Genomic DNA, 17,851 nt, shown 5'->3' with positions numbered 1-17,851 from the left:
ACTATTCCTGCTCTGGGTCACGCAAGTAATACCCTACTCCACGTCTAGTTACAATTAAAGTAGGATGGCTTGGATTATCTTCAATTTTTTCACGCAAACGACGTACTGTAACGTCTACTGTGCGCACATCTCCAAAATAGTCATAACCCCAAACTGTTTGTAATAAATGTTCGCGTGTCATAACTTGTCCTAAATGTTTCGCTAAATAATGTAGCAACTCAAATTCACGATGTGTAAGCTCGATATTTTCCTCGCGCTTCGTTACACTATATGCATTTGGATTAATCACAATTGGTCCAATAACCATTTCTGTATTTTCTTCTTTTTCCGCAGCACCACCTTGTTGATGGCGGCGTAAATTCGCCTTCACACGAGCAAGTAATTCCCTTGTACTAAATGGCTTCGTTACATAATCATCTGCCCCAAGCTCAAGCCCTAATACTTTATCAATCTCAGAGTCCTTTGCTGTAAGCATAATAATCGGCATTTCTGAGCTTTTACGTATTTCACGGCAAACCTCTAAGCCGTCTTTACCTGGTAGCATAATATCTAATAAAACCATATCTGGTTGCTCTTCATTAGCCTTTTCAATTGCTTCATCACCATCATGCGCCATTACTATTTCAAAACCTTCTTTTTCTAAGTTAAACTTCAAAATATCTGCAATCGGCTTTTCATCATCAACTACTAAAATTTTCTTTCCCATCATCGTCTATTTCCTCCTTATAAAAATATGGTCAATAATCCCTAAACATATTGATGTTTACATAGTATGTCCTATATGACCGCATCCTTTGTTTAAGTATTTTCTCCTCTATTCTCATAGACTCATGTATGATCCACTTTTACACGGCATCCTATACGATCTATAGAAAAACCTCTAGCTTCAACTGCTAGAGGCTCCTCGTTCTATTTTAAAATAACTACTCAGTTTTGTAAAATTACATAAATAAAAAGGATATTAAGTGGGCCCACTTAATATCCTGAGAGTGGCTCGGGACGGAATCGAACCGCCGACACGAGGATTTTCAGTCCTCTGCTCTACCGACTGAGCTACCGAGCCAAAACTATATATAAAACCACTAATGGTGGTATAAACAAAAGTGGCGGTCCCGACCGGGGTCGAACCGGCGATCTCCTGCGTGACAGGCAGGCATGTTAACCACTACACCACGGGACCAAAAATAAGCAAAAAAAAACATGACCCGTACGGGATTCGAACCCGTGTTACCGCCGTGAAAGGGCGGTGTCTTAACCACTTGACCAACGGGCCACGAAAAATAAAATGGTGAGCCATGAAGGACTCGAACCTTCGACCCTCTGATTAAAAGTCAGATGCTCTACCAACTGAGCTAATGGCTCATACTCACCAACGTCATATTTTCGTGACGACAAGATGTATCATAACATGTATTCTGTATTTATTGCAATACTTTTTTCGTTTTTTTATAAAAGAATAAGAAAAAACTCATGCGGACATGAGTTTTTTCTAAACACTATTAATTAAGCTTCGTATACGTTACGAACAATATTTGTTTGGTTACGATCTGGTCCAACTGAGAACATAGATATTTGAATTCCTGTTAACTCAGAAACACGTTCTACGTATTTTCGTGCATTTTCAGGAAGTTCATCTAATGATTTTACACCAGTAATATCTTCTTCCCAACCTGGAAGCTCTTCATATACAGGCTCACATTTTGCTAAAATGTTTAAGTTAGCTGGAACTTCATCAATAACTTCACCATTGTATTTGTAAGCAACACAAATTTTAAGAGTTGGAATACCTGTTAAAACGTCGATAGAATTTAATGATAGATCCGTTAAACCACTAACACGACGTGCATGTCTTACAACAACGCTATCGAACCAACCTACGCGGCGTGGACGACCAGTTGTCGTTCCATACTCGCGACCAACTTCACGAATTTGATGACCAATTTCATCATGAAGCTCAGTAGGGAATGGACCATCACCAACGCGGCTTGTATATGCTTTACATACACCTACAACGCGAGTAACTTTCGCAGGACCAACTCCAGTTCCAACTGTTACACCACCAGCAATTGGGTTAGAAGATGTAACGAACGGGTACGTACCGTGGTCAATATCAAGCATAACGCCTTGCGCACCTTCAAATAATACACGGTGATTATTATCTAATGCATCATTTAATACAACAGATGTATCACATACATATTGCGCGATTTGTTGCCCGTACTCGAAGTACTCTTCGAAAATTTCTTCTACAGTGAAACCTTCTGTATCGTACATTTTTTCAAATAAACGATTTTTTTCTACTAAATTGCGCTCAAGCTTCTCTTTAAATGCTTCACGGTCTAAAAGATCAGCCATACGAATACCAATACGAGCAGCTTTATCCATATATGCAGGACCGATACCTTTTTTCGTTGTACCGATTTTGTTATCACCTTTACTTGCTTCTTCTAACTCATCTTGCTTTAAGTGGTAAGGTAAAATAACATGTGCACGGTTACTTACACGTAAATTATCAGTACTTACACCACGATCGTGTAAGTATTTTAACTCTTCAAGTAATGCTTTTGGATCTACTACTAATCCGTTTCCGATTACACAAATTTTCTCTTTATAGAAAATACCAGATGGAATTAAGTGTAATTTATATTTAACTCCGCCGAAAACAATTGTATGTCCCGCGTTATTTCCACCTTGATATCTTGCAACTACTTCCGCATGCTCAGAAAGAAAATCAGTGATTTTACCTTTTCCTTCGTCGCCCCATTGTGTTCCTACAACTACTACTGAAGACATTATTAAAGCACCTCCGCAATTTTCAAACGATCTATTCAAACAATATAATTGTACCAAAACCGAAAAAGAAGTCAACCGAAAAGCGAACATTTTTTCACAAAAAAACTTTTTCGTTCGTAAGAATTATATATTTAACTTATGAAAGCCTTATCTTTCTTATAAAAAAAAAGAAACACATCTTATTATAAGAAATGTGTTTCTTTTTTATACTGCCTTTATGCCGGCGGAGCATGTCCATCCTCAAAACGACGTTCTAAGTTAACGAACTTATTGAACTCTTTGACGAATGCAAGTTCCACTGAACCTACTGGACCGTTACGCTGTTTTGCAATAATAATTTCAATTGTATTTTTATTTTCCGTTTCTCGATCATAGTAGTCTTCACGATATAGGAAAGCTACAATATCAGCATCCTGCTCAATACTTCCAGATTCACGAATATCAGACATCATCGGGCGTTTATCTTGACGAGATTCTACACCACGAGATAACTGTGATAAAGCAATAACAGGCACTTGCAATTCACGGGCAATCCCTTTTAAGGTACGAGAAATCTCAGATACTTCCTGCTGACGGTTTTCTCCTGATTTCCCACTTCCTTGAATAAGCTGCAAATAGTCGATCAAAATCATACCAAGACCTTGTTCTTGCTTTAATCTACGACATTTTGCTCGAATCTCATTTACTTTAATACCTGGCGTATCATCAATATATATACCAGCATTTGAGAGACTCCCCATTGCCATTGTTAATTTTGCCCAATCATCGGAAGTTAATGAACCAGTACGAAGTCTTTGTGCATCAATATTCCCTTCTGCACAAAGCATACGCATAACAAGCTGATCAGCACCCATCTCTAAACTAAAAATCGCTACATTTTCATCCGTTTTCGTCGCTACGTTTTGTGCGATATTTAATGAAAATGCCGTTTTCCCTACTGATGGACGTGCTGCCACGATAATTAAATCATTTCGTTGGAAACCTGCTGTCATCTTATCTAATTCAGTAAACCCAGTTGGTATCCCAGTAACTTCACCCTTTTGATTATGCAAAAGTTCAATTTTGTCATAAGCATCTACAAGAACATCTTTAATGTTTTGGAATGCTTTTGCATTCGTTTGATGGGATACTTCTAATATTTTTTTCTCAGCCTCATTTAAAAGACCATCCACATCATCTTCTCTCTCATATCCATCCGATACAATATGAGTCGCCGTGCGAATTAAACGACGTAAAAGCGCCTTTTCAGCGATGATGCGTGCGTAATATTCTACGTTAGCTGCAGTTGGCACAACCTCTGCTAACTCCGCTAAGTAAGAAACCCCACCAACTTCTTCTAATAATCCTTGATCAGCCATTGCTGATGTCATCATTATTAAGTCGATCGGCTCTCCCTTATCAGATAGCCCAAGCATGACTTCAAAAATCTTTTGATGTTTCGTTCGATAGAACGAATCAGGTACCAATAACTCTGATGCTGAAGTTAACGCATCTTGATCAATCAATACGGCCCCTAAAACCGCCTGCTCAGCCTCTATATTATGCGGAGGGGTACGATCAGCAAGTACATCACTCATACGCAATCCTCCTTGCTTAATTTATTTTTATTGTTCACTAACATGAACTTTTACTGTTGCTGTTACTTGTGGATGCAATTTCACAGTAACGTTTGTATAACCTAACGCGCGGATTGCATCGTCCATTTCAAATTTACGTTTATCAAGCTTAATCTTGTGTGATTTTTGCATTGCATCCACGATTTGTTTGCTTGTGATAGAACCAAATAAACGGCCACCTTCTCCAGATTTCGCCTTTAATTCTACAGTTAATTTCTCTAAAGTCTCTTTTAACTCTTTTGCATTTTCAAGCTCTGCTGCTGCATCTTTTTCTTCTTTACGCTTTTGAGCTTCTAAAGTTTTCATACTGCTATTTGTTGCTTCAGCAGCTAATCCTTGTTTTAGTAAGAAGTTATTTGCATAGCCATCCGGTACGTTTTTTACTTCTCCTTTTTTACCTTTACCTTTTACGTCTTTTAGAAAAATTACTTTCATGATTGTGTGCCTCCCTGTAAATAGTCATCAATAACAAATCGAAGCTTCTCCTCAGCTTCATCTACTGTAACATTTTTCATCTGTGTGGCTGCATTCGTCAAATGCCCGCCACCGCCTAAGTTTTCCATAATTAGCTGCACATTCACTTCACCTAAAGACCTGCTGCTAATTCCAATGAGATTCTCGCCACGTTTCGCAACAACAAATGATGCAATAATCCCTGTCATCGTTAATAACGTGTCTGCCGATTGCGCAATAAGCACTTGATCGTAGTAATCATCACTATCAACTTTAGCAATCGCAATTCCATTTTTATAAATGTACGCATTTTTTATAGCTTTTGCAACCCGTAAATACTGATCCATATCTTCCTTTAAAAGTTCTTGTACAAGTACAGTATCTGCACCATGTGAGCGTAAATAAGAAGCAGCATCAAATGTACGAGCCCCTGTCCGGAATGTGAAACTTTTCGTGTCGACAATAATACCCGCTAACAATGCCGTCGCTTCTAACATTGTCATCTTTAAATTTTTAGGTTGATACTCAAGTAATTCTGTAACCAATTCTGCTGTTGAAGAAGCATATGGTTCCATATAAACTAGCAATGGGTCTTCAATAAAATCTTCTCCACGGCGATGATGATCAATAACTACTACATTTTCAATTTTATGTAACAGTTTTTGCTCCATCACCATCGAAGGTTTATGCGTATCGACAACAACAAGTAACGAATCATCATTTGCAAATTCCATCGCTTGCTCTGGAGTAATAAAACGAGACCATAACTCCTCATTTTGTTTCACTTTGTCCATCAAACGCTTAATTCCTTTATCGGAATCATTTTCATCTAACACAATATATCCTTTACGCTCATTTAATTGAGCCACTTTTAAAATACCAATCGCAGCACCAATTGCGTCCATATCGGGAGCCCTATGCCCCATAATAATGACATTACTACTTTCTAATACTAAATCCTTTAACGCATGCGAAATGACCCTAGCGCGTACACGGGTACGTTTTTCAACCGGATTTGTCTTACCTCCATAGAACTTAACTTTACCTGTCGCTTGTTTAATAGCTACTTGGTCTCCCCCACGCCCAAGCGCAAGATCTAAACCAGATTGAGCCATTGCTCCAAGCTCTGATAAAGGTAAATCACCTGATCCGACACCCACACTTAATGTAAGTGGTATATTCCTTTTAGATGTTTCTTCACGCACCTGATCTAAAATGCTAAATTTCCCTTTCTCCATCTGCGTCAAAATACTTTCATTTAGCACAACGAAGAATCTTTCTGAAGATGCACGTTTTAAATACGCACCATACTTAAGTGCCCATTCATTTAGTCGCGATGTCACAAGACTTGTTATATTCGTACGTAATTGATCATCTAATCCTTGTGTAACTTCATCATAATTATCCAAATAGATGACAGCTAAAACAGTCCTTTGATCCTCGTACATCTTTTCGATTTCTGTTTGTTCCGTTACATCAAAGAAATAAATTAACTTTTCTTCTTTCCTTACAAAAACGCGAAACTTTCGATTATTTAAAGAGACTATATCGTCAGAAGTTTCTCCTTTAATGAAAAGAAGTAATGTTTCTGATACATCGTAAAGGTGCCATCCAGCTAATGCATGCTGTCCCAGACATGAAGATAAATAAGGATTTGCCCAATCAATCCCATAATCCTTATTGTATAACAAAATACCAATCGGCATTTGGTTAAATGCTTCATTACTTACTTTCTTTACTCTTGTAATCATATCTGTCGTATGCTTTTCGAAATTCCTTTGAAAATTAAGTTCAAATCGTATAACGATAAAGAATACGATACAAAAAATGACAAAAGCAGCTATCCCCATAATTAAATGAAAATAACAGAGAATTGAAATGAGCACAAATACAAAAAATGCCAATACATAAACAGGATATAAAAACCACTGTTTCTTATCAAATTCAGGCATGTATACAACTCCTATAAAGTAAAACTAACTCACCTTCCAGTTAGTTAAACAGATTAAAATAGTATAAGGAATATTATTTTATCCCCCTATTTTAGAACGCAATGAAATCCCTAAGTCAATTATACCTAAGATTGTCACAAGAGGAAACAGCATCGGAATAAACATGCATGCAATAAAACTAATAATAGGAACCCCTTTAGTAAAACCTTTTCTATACGCTAAAAAGGCGATAAATGTCAGACCTTGCAGTACAAGCAATAGTGCAAATATGACATTTAGGTTAGAAAATACCATATGTAAATATGATGTTGGTTCTACTTTTATAAAAGTTGCTAACAAAATAAATATAACGTAATACCAAATGATACTCTTTGGTAATTGTATATCTTTAAATTTAGGCCAAGATATAACGTCATGTTTTAACTTTTTCAAAACACTACCTGATATTATCACTGTAATCCAAGAAAAACATACTGAAACTAGCACAAGTATACTCGGAAGTAACGATTGTAATATATCATTCATTTGTGCAAGTAACTCTTTTTGTTCCTTACTAATCGGCATACCTGTAGCACTTACTATCTTTTCGCTTTTCGCCATACTTTCACTAAATATACTTTGCATTTGCTTCATTATATCTATGTTGAAAAACTTTATACTCGCAACATAAATAAGTACAAAACCAATTAAGTACGCAAGCGTCCCAGCTATTAAGATTTCCACTGGCTTTTTTCTTGTTTTATACATATATCCTAAAACAATCCCTATCAATCCAAACATAATTGTCTTCACTAAATTCATCGGTTGACTCACAATAATAGTAACAAAAAGTGCCGCTACAAAAACCACGAGCACATTAGATAGTTTATGTCTTATCATTAATAGTATAAATGGTAACGGCAACGCAAAAGTTACAACTGTACCCAAAATCGGAACATACATAGATATAAACAATAACATTACATATATAGCCAACAACGCGGCACCTTCAGTAATAAATCTTGCTTGTTTCACATTTTAACCTCTCTTTCAAAAAAGAAAAGCATAGCAAAATGCACAGTAGAGTCCGACTCTACTGTGCATTTCATACGCTATTATTCACCAACATATGGTAAAAGTGCCATTTGACGAGCACGTTTAATTGCAACTGTAAGTTTGCGTTGGTATTTCGCGCTTGTTCCTGTTACACGACGAGGTAAAATTTTACCACGCTCAGAAACGAAACGTTTTAATAAATCAACATCTTTATAGTCAATGCGAGTGATGCCGTTAGCTGTGAAGAAACACACCTTACGACGTTTCGCACGTCCACCTTTGCGTCCTGCCATGTCTATTTCCCTCCATTCTTTGTTAAAACTAACAAATTTACTGTATTAGAACGGTAAATCGTCGTCGGAAATGTCGATCGGTTGACCTACATTTGAAAATGGATCGTCATTCTTCGTAAACCCAGAGTTACCTTGATTACCTGAATTACTAGATTGACCAAATGGGTTAGAGCCTTGGTTACCGAAACCAGCTCCTGATGGTTGCTGATTAAATGAACCACGTTGCTCCCCACCGCCATTACGCGGCTCTAAAAATTGCACGCTTTCCGCAAGAACTTCTGTTACGTATACACGTTTACCATCTTGTCCCTCGTAATTACGAGTTTGAAGACGTCCATCTACGCCTGCTAAGCTACCTTTTTTCAAATAATTTGCTACGTTTTCTGCTTGTTTACGCCATATTACACAATTAATAAAGTCAGCTTCACGCTCACCTTGTTGATTGGCAAATGCGCGATTCACAGCTAACGTAAAAGTAGCTACTGCAACACCATTGGGCGTGTAACGTAAGTCAGGGTCCTTAGTTAAACGACCAACGAGGATAACACGATTCATCAATCGAACCACTCTCCCTTATATATCAATTATTTTTCTTCTTCTTTAACAACGATATGACGAAGGATGTCTTCGTTGATCTTAGCTAAACGGTCGAATTCGTTAATCGCTTCTGCGTTAGATTTCACGTTTAAGATCATGTAGAAACCTTCACGTAAGTCGTTGATTTCGTAAGCTAAACGACGCTTACCCCACTCTTTCGTGTTAATGATTTCTGCACCATTGTTTGTTAAAACACCTGCAAAACGTTCAACTAAAGCTTTTTGAGCTTCTTCTTCAACGCCAGGACGAATGATGTACATAATTTCGTACTTTCTCATTACACTTTCACCTCCTTTTGGTCTAAACGGCCCGTAATGGGCAAGGAGCAATTAATTTATAGTAATTACTCACGAGTTTAGATTATATCATAGTAAGTTATATGAATCAACTCACCAATACATAAAAAACTTGGCAAACATATAATATATTTGCCAAGCTCATATCTTTATTTTTCCTAGGAAATATTAAATTAAACGTTAAAACGGAAGTGCATAACATCTCCGTCTTTTACGATATATTCTTTTCCTTCTAAACGTACTTTTCCAGCTTCTTTTGCAGCTGTCATAGAACCGTTTGTCATTAAGTCATCGTAAGAAACTGTTTCTGCACGAATAAATCCACGCTCAAAGTCTGTATGAATAACACCAGCACATTGTGGTGCCTTCATTCCTTGTTTAAATGTCCAAGCACGTACTTCTTGAACGCCAGCTGTAAAGTAAGTAGCAAGTCCTAATAGGTCATATGCTGCACGAATTAATTGATCTAAACCAGACTCTTCAATTCCTAATTCTTCAAGGAATACTTTTTTCTCTTCTTCGTCTAATTCAGCGATTTCTGATTCGATTTTTGCACATACAACGATTACTTGAGAATTTTCATTTGCTGCAAATTCTTTTACCATTTGTACGTATTTATTTTCCGAAGGATCGATAACATCGTCTTCACTTACATTCGCTACGTATAACATTTCTTTTGTTGTAAGTAAATGAAGGCCTTTAACAATCTTCATCTGCTCTTCTGTAAATTCAACAGTACGAGCTGGTTTTCCCTCTTCAAAAGCTTCTTTTAAACGAACTAAAATTTCATGCTCATATACCGCTTCTTTATCTTTTTGTCTTGCTAATTTCGCGACACGCTCGATACGCTTATCAACAGACTCTAAGTCCGCTAAAATTAGCTCTAAATTGATTGTTTCAATATCATCAATTGGATCTACTTTCCCTGAAACGTGCGTAATATTTTCGTCTTCAAAACAACGAACAACTTGGCAAATTGCATCTACTTGACGAATGTGAGATAAGAATTTATTTCCTAAACCTTCACCTTTACTAGCACCTTTTACGATACCTGCAATATCAGTAAACTCGAATACAGTCGGAACAGTCTTTTTCGGTTCTACTAGTTCCGTTAATTTATTTAAACGCTCATCTGGTACTTCTACAATCCCTACGTTTGGATCAATTGTACAGAATGGATAGTTCGCAGATTCTGCTCCTGCTTGTGTAATTGCATTAAATAAAGTGGACTTCCCTACGTTAGGTAATCCAACAATCCCAGCCGTTAATCCCATATTTTTCACTCCTATGTCTCAATCTTTCATCATTATAGATAGTAACGAAAAAAATGACAAGTTTCCGCCAAACGAAAAAAAGTAACAGTTACCTACTGTAACTGTTACTCTCCCTCTATTCTTCGTGCTTCACAAGTATTTTTTTCACCTTACGATCAAACTCTCTTCGAGGAATCATTACTGAATGGTCACACCCCTCGCACTTAATGCGGATATCCATTCCCATACGAATAATTTTCCAACGATTCTCGCCACATGGATGGGCTTTCTTCATTTCCACAACATCATACAAGTTATATTCCTTTTGCTCCACTCTCCAAACTCCTCTCCATACTAAATTGCTTTTCCACTAACTAATTCTTCACGATTATATAAAACCATACGCGGATATGGAATTTCAATTCCATGTAAATCAAGACGATTTTTAATCTCTTTACGAAGTGCCCTTGCAATAACTGCATGTTGCATCGGTTCTACTTCAGCAATAACACGTAATATAACTTCTGATGCAGCTAATGTTTGCACACCTAATAATTGAGGCGTTGTTACCATTTTTTCGTACTTTGAAGGTAATTCTACTAATAAATCTTCAATAACCTGCTCTGCTTTCGCAATATCAGCCTCATATGAAATAGATACATCAACAAACGCTACACTATTACTAACTGAGTAGTTAGTAACTTGAATAATACTTCCATTTGGTAAAGTATGAATTTCACCTGTCCAACTCTTTACTTTCGTTGTACGAAGTCCAATTTCTAAAACGACTCCTTCAAATTGACCGATTTTAACATAATCGCCAACTGAAAACTGATCTTCTAACAAAATAAATAAACCTGTAATAACGTCTTTCACTAAACTTTGAGCACCAAATCCGACTGCTAAACCAATTACCCCAGCACCCGCTAATAAACCTGATGCATTAATATCAAACACACCTAAAATCGCAATTAGCATAATGAACATAACAACGTACGCTACAATATTTTCAAGTAATTTCGCTACTGTAACTGTACGACGTTCTGAAATTTGAATTGGAGAACGACTTCCCATACGAAACGCATTTCGTACAACCGCTCTTGCAATTCGCACAACAACCGCACCAATTATTAAAATAATGCATATTTTTAATGTCGCAACTCCAATATGAGCCCAACGATCAGCATCTAATAAATACTGTTTCATAGAATTAAACCACTTCGCTAATAAATCCATGTACCTCTACCTCTCTAGCTAAAATTTCTTTTTAGTTACCCTTATTATTGTATCAGAAGTCCCCTAATTGCTGAAAAAATTTTATGATTTTAATCCTATTTTATCCCCGATATCCAGGTATAAAATGGAACGAATATATATATACTAGTACTATTATTTCCGTTTTCATTCACATTTTGCAAAAATTACGCAATTATAACTTTCCATTTTCCTCACCATATAACATATATTGAAAATTTATTAAAAGGATGGGTGCTTCATGAATATTGGAAGTTTTCGCTTACCATTTTTTGAGAAAGAAACTCAAAACGTTATGCACCAAGATCTAGAAGCCTCTGAGATAATCAGTAATTTCTTACTTACCCATATTCCTATTAAAACTAATATACCAATCATTCTCGTTTGTATCGGAACAGATCGCTCTACAGGTGATGCACTCGGCCCGTTAGTTGGTACAAAACTTGAACAAATAGACATCCAAAACCTCCAAGTATTCGGTACACTAGATGAGCCAGTACATGCGCTAAATTTAGAAGAGAAAATTCATAATATACAGAAAGAAAATCCTACTGCATTTATAATTGCTGTTGATGCATGTTTAGGAAAGTCCCAAAATATCGGATCAATCACTACTGGAAAGGGGCCTAGTAAACCTGGAGCTGCTATGAATAAGAAATTACCTGCAGTTGGTGATTTGCACATACACGGTATCGTCAATCTAAATGGGTTTATGGAGTTTTTCGTTCTTCAAAATACAAGATTAAGTTTAGTCATGAAAATGGCTGATGTAATCGCACAAAGTATAAAAGAGACGGATCAAAAATTATCCGCATTAAAAAAAGCAAACCATCTATAAATAATAAGATGGTTTGCTTTTTAATTTTTCTGTGCTAATAGTTCTAAAATACGATTTAAATCTTCTTTATTAAAAAATTCAATTTCAATTTTACCTTTTTCTTTTTTCGTCTCTTTAATTTTCACATCTGTGCCAAACTTTTCTCTTAAGAACGTTTCACGTTCTACGAAAAATATATTTCGCTCTTTTTTCACTTTTTTTGTTTCACGTGAAACGTGTTGATTAATCTCTTGGACAATTTTCTCTAATTGACGAACATTTAATCCTTCTTTTTCAATGCGTTTCAATAAGGACTTCAATTGTTCTTCATCTTTTATCGTAAGTAAAGTTCTCCCATGAGCCATTGAAAGTTGACCATTTGCAATCATATCTTGTACGAAAGAAGGTAGGCTTAATAACCTAGTATAATTTGCAATGTAAGGTCTGCTTTTACCAAGACGTTTCGCTAATTGTTCTTGCGTTACATTTAGCTCATTCATTAACATCTGGTATGCCATTGCCTCTTCCATAGGATTTAAATCTTCTCGTTGTAAGTTTTCTAACAAAGCAAATTCCATCATTTGCTGTTCAGTTAATTGTCTGACAACGGCAGGTACTTTTTCTAAACCAGCCTCTTTTGCAGCACGAAATCGTCTTTCACCTGCAACAATTTCATATCCTTTAATACTCTTCCTAGCAATTAATGGTTGTAAAATACCGTGTTCCTTAATCGAAATTGCTAATTCCTGAATCGCCTCTTTATTAAAGTGTTTACGCGGTTGATATGGATTCGGCCTTAATTCAGTTACAAGAATCTCCTGAATTGTTTCCTCTTCTTTCACATCTAAATCAGGAAAAAACACATTAATTCCTCTTCCTAATCCTTTAGCCACCTGCAATCACTTCCTCTGCTAAATCTATATATACTTCTGCTCCTCTTGATTTAGCGTCATACTGCATAATAGGTTTCCCATGACTTGGAGCCTCGCTCAAGCGTACATTACGCGGAATAATCGAGCGATATACTTTATCCCTAAAATACTTTTTCACTTCATCTATAACTTGGATTCCTAAATTTGTACGGGCATCCAACATTGTTAACAATACACCTTGAATTGCTAAATTTTTATTTAAATGTTTTTGTACAAGTCGAACTGTATTTAATAGCTGACTTAACCCTTCTAGTGCGTAATATTCACACTGTACAGGAATAATAACAGAATCTGCTGCTGTTAATGCATTAATCGTTAATAACCCTAAAGATGGGGGACAGTCGATAATAATATAGTCATATTCATCACGAACTGGCTGTAATGCTCTTTGCAAACGTACTTCCCGGGAAATAGTCGGTACCAATTCAATTTCAGCACCAGCTAATTGAATTGTAGCGGGTAGAACATCTAAGTTTTCAGTTGCGGTTTTCTGTATAACCCCTTGAACATCTGCATCTTCCACAAGAACGTTGTAAATACATTGATCTAATTCAGATTTTTCAATTCCCACACCAGTCGTTGCATTTCCTTGAGCATCAATATCTACAAGAAGGACTTTTTTACCTACTTGTGCCAATCCAGCCCCTAAATTAACAGATGTTGTTGTTTTTCCAACACCGCCTTTTTGATTAGCAATAGCAATGATTTTTCCCATGATGTCACCTACTTTCAACCTTTCTATCTTATTCTAGTAACAATTACGTTTATTGTAACATGAAATAAAACTTTTTCTTTTACGTCCTTTATTAAACTTCAAAATTTATTTCTAAACTCCTTCTTCATTTAACAAGAAAATATAGTAAAAGAGACCTCTCCAATAGGATAAGGTCTCTAGCACGTCATTATTATTTTTTCTTTGGAATTTTAATTGTAATTTGATAGTACTCATCAAATTCTTCTTCCTCAGAATTAACATTCAAACCACTTTCAGTAACCATTTGTAAAGATTGTCTAATTGTATTCATAGCAATCCTCGTATCTCGACTTACTGCTTTTTGCTTTGCCTTACGCTTCGGTTTCGCTTCCTCTAGTAGCTTCGCAATTCGTTCTTCTGTTTGCTTTACATTTAGTTGTTTCTCCACAATTTCCTGTAAAACCTTCAGTTGTAATTCCTCATTTTTTAAAGGAATGAGAGCGCGGGCGTGACGTTCTGTAATGCTTTTTTCTAATAATGCACTTTTTATTTCTTCAGGCAACTTTAACAATCGCAACTTATTTGCGATTGTAGATTGTCCTTTTCCAAGTCGTTGTGCCAATGCTTCTTGTGTTAAATTATGTAACTCAATCAGCTTTTGATATGCCACAGCTTCCTCGATTGCCGTTAGTTCCTCACGTTGCAAGTTTTCAATTAAAGCTACAGAAGCTGTCTCTGTATCATTTAAGTTCTTTATAATTGCAGGAACCTTTTCCCAACCTAACTTTGTTGCTGCGCGAAAACGTCTTTCTCCAGCAATAATCTCGTACTTATCATCCTCATATTGCCTTACAACAATCGGCTGAATAAGTCCATGTGTACGAATTGTTAATGCTAGCTCATCAATACGCGCATCATCAAAAACTGTTCTTGGTTGATAACGGTTAGGGGTAATATTTACTATCGGAATTTCTTGTATTTCTTCATATACCTTTTTATCTATCTCTTCATGGCTTTCGTCTTGTAATTCGAATTCGCTCTCTTTATCTCCAAAGCCAAATAAACGAGAAAACGTATTTTTCATACATATTCCACCACCTTTTAGGCCTATTGACTATTCTCCATAAAATGTTTCCTATGAAACATTTACGTTTTCATTTATATAATTTAATCTTACGTCTAATAAGATTTATTTTTCAATAGGTAATTTATTGGGTGTTCCCGGTTTGCGTGGATATTTCTTTGGTGTCTTGCGCTTTTTCTCGATTAATAAAATATTACGTTCACTCTCTTCAAACGGTAATTGGAACGTAGACATCTCTTTTAACTCTCCGCCTAGCACCTCTAAAGCATACTTACCATTTTCAATTTCTTCGTTTGCTGCTGCACCTTTCATTGCAATGAATGTTCCTCCAACTTTTACAAGCGGTAAACATAGCTCACTTAATACAGAAAGACGCGCAACTGCACGTGCCATTACAATATCGTATGATTCACGTACACCTTCTTTTTTCCCAAATGTTTCAGCACGATCATGACAAAATGCAACATCACTTAATTCTAACTTTTGTGCTAAGTGATTTAAGAAATTAATACGTTTTTGCAACGAATCTACAATTGTTATTTTTAAATGCGGGAAACAAATTTTTAAAGGAATACTTGGGAATCCAGCACCTGCACCAACATCGCAAATTGAGAATGGTTTTGAAAAATCATAATAAAAAGCAGCTGTAATGGAATCAAAAAAGTGTTTTAAATATACTTCTTCTTTTTCTGTAATAGCCGTTAAGTTCATTTTTTCATTCCACTCTACTAATGTTTCAAAGTAGATTTTGAACTGCTCTAACTGTCTAGAAGAGAGGGTGATTCCCTTCTCTTCTAGCATAGATTGAAATTGTTCTATGTTCATCTAGCAATATCTCCTTACTATTTATTGGTTCGATACGCGTGCAATTTTTCCTTGTTCTATATACACAAGTAAAATGGAAATATCCGCTGGATTTACGCCAGAAATACGTGAAGCCTGCCCCATTGAAAGTGGACGAACATCTTTCAATTTCTGTCTAGCTTCTGAAGCAATGCTAGAAATCGCATCATAATCAATATCTACAGGGATTTTTTTATTCTCCATTTTCTTCATACGCTCTACTTGCTGTAAAGATTTTTCAATATATCCTTCATACTTAATCTGAATTTCAACTTGTTCTTTAACTTCATCACTTAATTCTACTTCACTTGGTACTAAAAGATGAATATGCTCATATGTCATCTCTGGACGACGTAATAAGTCACTTGCACGTATTCCATCTTTCAATTCACTTCCGCCAATATTGCGAATTAATTCTTGAACTTCAGGACGTGGTTTAATAATAATGCTGCTTAAACGTTCCTTTTCCTGTTCAATTTGTAATTTTTTATTTGTAAATCGCTCATAGCGCTCTTCTTTAATTAATCCAATTTTACGACCAACTTCAGTTAAACGAAGATCAGCATTATCGTGGCGTAATAATAGACGGTATTCTGCACGAGACGTTAATAAACGATATGGTTCATTTGTACCTTTCGTTACAAGATCATCAATTAAGACACCAATATAAGCATCCTCGCGACCTAAAACAACTTCTTCTTTACCTAAAGAGCGGCATGCTGCATTAATTCCAGCCATAAGCCCTTGTCCGGCCGCCTCTTCGTAACCAGAAGTTCCATTAATTTGTCCTGCTGTATATAAATTTTTAATCTTTTTCGTTTCAAGTGTTGGCCATAGTTGTGTTGGCACAATTGCATCATATTCAATTGCATAACCTGTACGCATCATTTCAACATTTTCTAGGCCTGGAATTGTTCTAAGCATGTCACGTTGTACATCTTCTGGTAAGCTTGTGGATAAACCTTGTACATATACTTCTTGTGTATTACGCCCTTCTGGCTCTAAGAAAATTTGATGACGCGGTTTATCATTAAATCTTACTACTTTGTCTTCAATAGAAGGACAGTATCTAGGACCTGTTCCTTTAATCATACCAGAATACATAGCTGAACGATGTAAATTTTCATCTATTAAACGGTGTGTTTCTGTACTTGTATATGTCAACCAACATGGAATTTGATCCATAATAAATTTCGTTGTTTCAAAAGAGAACGCACGTGGCTTATCATCACCTGGTTGAATTTCTGTTTTACTGTAGTCAATTGTATTACTGTTTACACGAGGAGGTGTCCCTGTTTTAAATCTTACAAGATCAAATCCAAGCTCCTCTAAATGCTCAGATAATGTAATAGACGGTTGCTGGTTATTTGGACCGCTTGAATATTTTAAGTCGCCCATGATAATCTCGCCACGTAAAAATGTTCCAGTTGTAATTACAACTGTTTTTGCTGTATATTCTGCACCAGCTTGTGTAACTACCCCTTTACATACACCTTCTTCAACAATTAAACGCTCTACCATTCCTTGGAACAACGTTAAGTTTGGTGTTTCTTCAATTGTTTTCTTTAATTCATGTTGGTAAGAGAATTTATCAGCTTGCGCTCGAAGTGCACGTACGGCTGGTCCCTTACCTGTATTTAGCATACGCATTTGAATATGAGTTTTATCAATATTACGTCCCATTTCTCCGCCTAATGCATCAATTTCACGAACAACAATCCCTTTTGCTGGTCCACCAACAGAAGGGTTACATGGCATGAATGCTACCATATCCAAGTTAATTGTTAACATTAATGTTTTTGAGCCCATTCGTGCTGCCGCAAGACCAGCTTCACATCCTGCATGACCTGCACCGATTACTATGACATCGTATGAACCGGCATTGTATCCCATTGTTTATTCCTCCTAATAATCTCTATCTTTCTACAACTTCACTATA

At 36.3% G+C, this 17,851-nt stretch carries 18 protein-coding genes and 4 tRNA genes; 1 reads left to right on the top strand and 21 read right to left on the bottom strand.

Going from position 1 to position 17,851, the window contains the following annotated elements:
* Window position 1 precedes the first annotated feature (1 nt).
* From walR to EBQ15_RS28700, 16 genes are all read right to left on the bottom strand, one after another.
* Window positions 2-709, bottom strand: a complete 708-nt coding sequence (gene walR / locus EBQ15_RS28775; RefSeq protein ID WP_000971865.1) for a cell wall metabolism DNA-binding response regulator WalR — start codon at window positions 707-709, stop codon at window positions 2-4.
* A 281-nt stretch (window positions 710-990) separates the two neighbouring features.
* Window positions 991-1,063, bottom strand: a tRNA-Phe gene (locus tag EBQ15_RS28770).
* 41 nt (window positions 1,064-1,104) lie between these two features.
* A tRNA-Asp gene (locus EBQ15_RS28765) sits at window positions 1,105-1,180 on the bottom strand.
* A gap of 21 nt (window positions 1,181-1,201) precedes the next feature.
* A tRNA-Glu gene (locus EBQ15_RS28760) sits at window positions 1,202-1,273 on the bottom strand.
* Window positions 1,274-1,286: 13 nt separating this feature from the next.
* Window positions 1,287-1,362, bottom strand: a tRNA-Lys gene (locus EBQ15_RS28755).
* A 141-nt stretch (window positions 1,363-1,503) separates the two neighbouring features.
* Window positions 1,504-2,793: an adenylosuccinate synthase gene (locus EBQ15_RS28750; RefSeq protein WP_000100238.1), complete on the bottom strand. Its 1,290-nt coding sequence runs from the start codon at window positions 2,791-2,793 to the stop codon at window positions 1,504-1,506.
* A gap of 215 nt (window positions 2,794-3,008) precedes the next feature.
* Window positions 3,009-4,370: a replicative DNA helicase gene (gene dnaB / locus EBQ15_RS28745; protein ID WP_001286149.1), complete on the bottom strand. Its 1,362-nt coding sequence runs from the start codon at window positions 4,368-4,370 to the stop codon at window positions 3,009-3,011.
* A gap of 27 nt (window positions 4,371-4,397) precedes the next feature.
* Window positions 4,398-4,844, bottom strand: a complete 447-nt coding sequence (gene rplI, locus EBQ15_RS28740; protein WP_000864228.1) for a 50S ribosomal protein L9 — start codon at window positions 4,842-4,844, stop codon at window positions 4,398-4,400.
* Entirely contained in the window at window positions 4,841-6,814 is a 1,974-nt protein-coding gene (locus EBQ15_RS28735) for a DHH family phosphoesterase (protein ID WP_001113787.1), read from the bottom strand. Before EBQ15_RS28735 ends, rplI begins: the two co-directional genes overlap by 4 nt.
* A 78-nt stretch (window positions 6,815-6,892) precedes the next feature.
* A complete protein-coding gene (locus EBQ15_RS28730; protein WP_000806427.1) occupies window positions 6,893-7,828 on the bottom strand; it encodes a YybS family protein in 936 nt (311 codons plus the stop codon).
* An 80-nt stretch (window positions 7,829-7,908) separates the two neighbouring features.
* On the bottom strand, window positions 7,909-8,142 hold the full coding sequence (gene rpsR, locus EBQ15_RS28725) for a 30S ribosomal protein S18 (protein ID WP_000918873.1): 234 nt from the start codon (window positions 8,140-8,142) through the stop codon (window positions 7,909-7,911).
* Window positions 8,143-8,187: 45 nt separating this feature from the next.
* The gene (ssb, locus tag EBQ15_RS28720; protein ID WP_000981966.1) at window positions 8,188-8,700 is read right to left on the bottom strand and encodes a single-stranded DNA-binding protein; all 513 of its coding nucleotides are present in this window, start codon (window positions 8,698-8,700) and stop codon (window positions 8,188-8,190) included.
* Between the two features lie 26 nt (window positions 8,701-8,726).
* Window positions 8,727-9,017 (bottom strand): 30S ribosomal protein S6, encoded by a 291-nt coding sequence (rpsF, locus tag EBQ15_RS28715; protein ID WP_001233778.1) that lies wholly within the window; start codon window positions 9,015-9,017, stop codon window positions 8,727-8,729.
* Window positions 9,018-9,208: 191 nt separating this feature from the next.
* Window positions 9,209-10,309 carry a redox-regulated ATPase YchF gene (gene ychF / locus EBQ15_RS28710; RefSeq protein WP_000524667.1) on the bottom strand — a complete coding sequence of 367 codons (1,101 nt, stop codon included), beginning with the start codon at window positions 10,307-10,309 and terminating at the stop codon, window positions 9,209-9,211.
* 115 nt (window positions 10,310-10,424) lie between these two features.
* Complete coding sequence (locus tag EBQ15_RS28705) at window positions 10,425-10,622, bottom strand: DUF951 domain-containing protein (protein WP_000435485.1); 198 nt, start codon at window positions 10,620-10,622, stop codon at window positions 10,425-10,427.
* 20 nt (window positions 10,623-10,642) lie between these two features.
* Window positions 10,643-11,524, bottom strand: coding sequence for a mechanosensitive ion channel family protein (locus EBQ15_RS28700; RefSeq protein WP_000364809.1), 882 nt, complete (start codon window positions 11,522-11,524; stop codon window positions 10,643-10,645).
* Window positions 11,525-11,783: 259 nt separating this feature from the next.
* Here EBQ15_RS28700 and yyaC point away from each other — a divergent pair, with 259 nt between their 5' ends.
* Window positions 11,784-12,380: a spore protease YyaC gene (gene yyaC, locus EBQ15_RS28695; RefSeq protein WP_001020707.1), complete on the top strand. Its 597-nt coding sequence runs from the start codon at window positions 11,784-11,786 to the stop codon at window positions 12,378-12,380.
* A gap of 20 nt (window positions 12,381-12,400) precedes the next feature.
* On the opposite strand, the gene spo0J is transcribed toward yyaC, so the two are convergent.
* The 5 genes from spo0J to mnmG form a co-directional block, all read right to left on the bottom strand.
* Window positions 12,401-13,252 (bottom strand): stage 0 sporulation protein Spo0J, encoded by an 852-nt coding sequence (gene spo0J / locus EBQ15_RS28690; protein ID WP_001051832.1) that lies wholly within the window; start codon window positions 13,250-13,252, stop codon window positions 12,401-12,403.
* Entirely contained in the window at window positions 13,245-14,006 is a 762-nt protein-coding gene (gene soj, locus EBQ15_RS28685) for a sporulation initiation inhibitor protein Soj (RefSeq protein ID WP_000516114.1), read from the bottom strand. Before soj ends, spo0J begins: the two co-directional genes overlap by 8 nt.
* A 190-nt stretch (window positions 14,007-14,196) precedes the next feature.
* Window positions 14,197-15,069 carry a nucleoid occlusion protein gene (gene noc / locus EBQ15_RS28680; protein ID WP_000799016.1) on the bottom strand — a complete coding sequence of 291 codons (873 nt, stop codon included), beginning with the start codon at window positions 15,067-15,069 and terminating at the stop codon, window positions 14,197-14,199.
* Between the two features lie 105 nt (window positions 15,070-15,174).
* Complete coding sequence (gene rsmG / locus EBQ15_RS28675) at window positions 15,175-15,894, bottom strand: 16S rRNA (guanine(527)-N(7))-methyltransferase RsmG (protein ID WP_001019625.1); 720 nt, start codon at window positions 15,892-15,894, stop codon at window positions 15,175-15,177.
* A gap of 21 nt (window positions 15,895-15,915) precedes the next feature.
* Window positions 15,916-17,805: a tRNA uridine-5-carboxymethylaminomethyl(34) synthesis enzyme MnmG gene (mnmG, locus tag EBQ15_RS28670; protein ID WP_000541055.1), complete on the bottom strand. Its 1,890-nt coding sequence runs from the start codon at window positions 17,803-17,805 to the stop codon at window positions 15,916-15,918.
* Between the last annotated feature and the right edge of the window lie 46 nt (window positions 17,806-17,851).

It is taken from the genome of Bacillus sp. 2D03, assembly GCF_003946765.1.
Classification (GTDB): domain Bacteria; phylum Bacillota; class Bacilli; order Bacillales; family Bacillaceae_G; genus Bacillus_A; species Bacillus_A cereus.
The sequence above is the reverse complement of the archived record's forward strand: the minus strand, read 5'-3'. Positions and strand labels throughout refer to the sequence as shown.

Coding starts and splice junctions, on each gene's coding strand:
- rplI (WP_000864228.1), bottom strand. CDS start 4,844: ATGAAAGTAATTTTTCTAAAAGACGTAAAAGGTAAAGGTAAAAAAGGA.
- rsmG (WP_001019625.1), bottom strand. CDS start 15,894: ATGAACATAGAACAATTTCAATCTATGCTAGAAGAGAAGGGAATCACC.
- rpsF (WP_001233778.1), bottom strand. CDS start 9,017: ATGAGAAAGTACGAAATTATGTACATCATTCGTCCTGGCGTTGAAGAA.
- EBQ15_RS28700 (WP_000364809.1), bottom strand. CDS start 11,524: ATGGATTTATTAGCGAAGTGGTTTAATTCTATGAAACAGTATTTATTA.
- dnaB (WP_001286149.1), bottom strand. CDS start 4,370: ATGAGTGATGTACTTGCTGATCGTACCCCTCCGCATAATATAGAGGCT.
- yyaC (WP_001020707.1), top strand. CDS start 11,784: ATGAATATTGGAAGTTTTCGCTTACCATTTTTTGAGAAAGAAACTCAA.
- EBQ15_RS28735 (WP_001113787.1), bottom strand. CDS start 6,814: ATGCCTGAATTTGATAAGAAACAGTGGTTTTTATATCCTGTTTATGTA.
- rpsR (WP_000918873.1), bottom strand. CDS start 8,142: ATGGCAGGACGCAAAGGTGGACGTGCGAAACGTCGTAAGGTGTGTTTC.
- soj (WP_000516114.1), bottom strand. CDS start 14,006: ATGGGAAAAATCATTGCTATTGCTAATCAAAAAGGCGGTGTTGGAAAA.
- ychF (WP_000524667.1), bottom strand. CDS start 10,309: ATGGGATTAACGGCTGGGATTGTTGGATTACCTAACGTAGGGAAGTCC.
- walR (WP_000971865.1), bottom strand. CDS start 709: ATGATGGGAAAGAAAATTTTAGTAGTTGATGATGAAAAGCCGATTGCA.
- mnmG (WP_000541055.1), bottom strand. CDS start 17,805: ATGGGATACAATGCCGGTTCATACGATGTCATAGTAATCGGTGCAGGT.
- EBQ15_RS28750 (WP_000100238.1), bottom strand. CDS start 2,793: ATGTCTTCAGTAGTAGTTGTAGGAACACAATGGGGCGACGAAGGAAAA.
- noc (WP_000799016.1), bottom strand. CDS start 15,069: ATGAAAAATACGTTTTCTCGTTTATTTGGCTTTGGAGATAAAGAGAGC.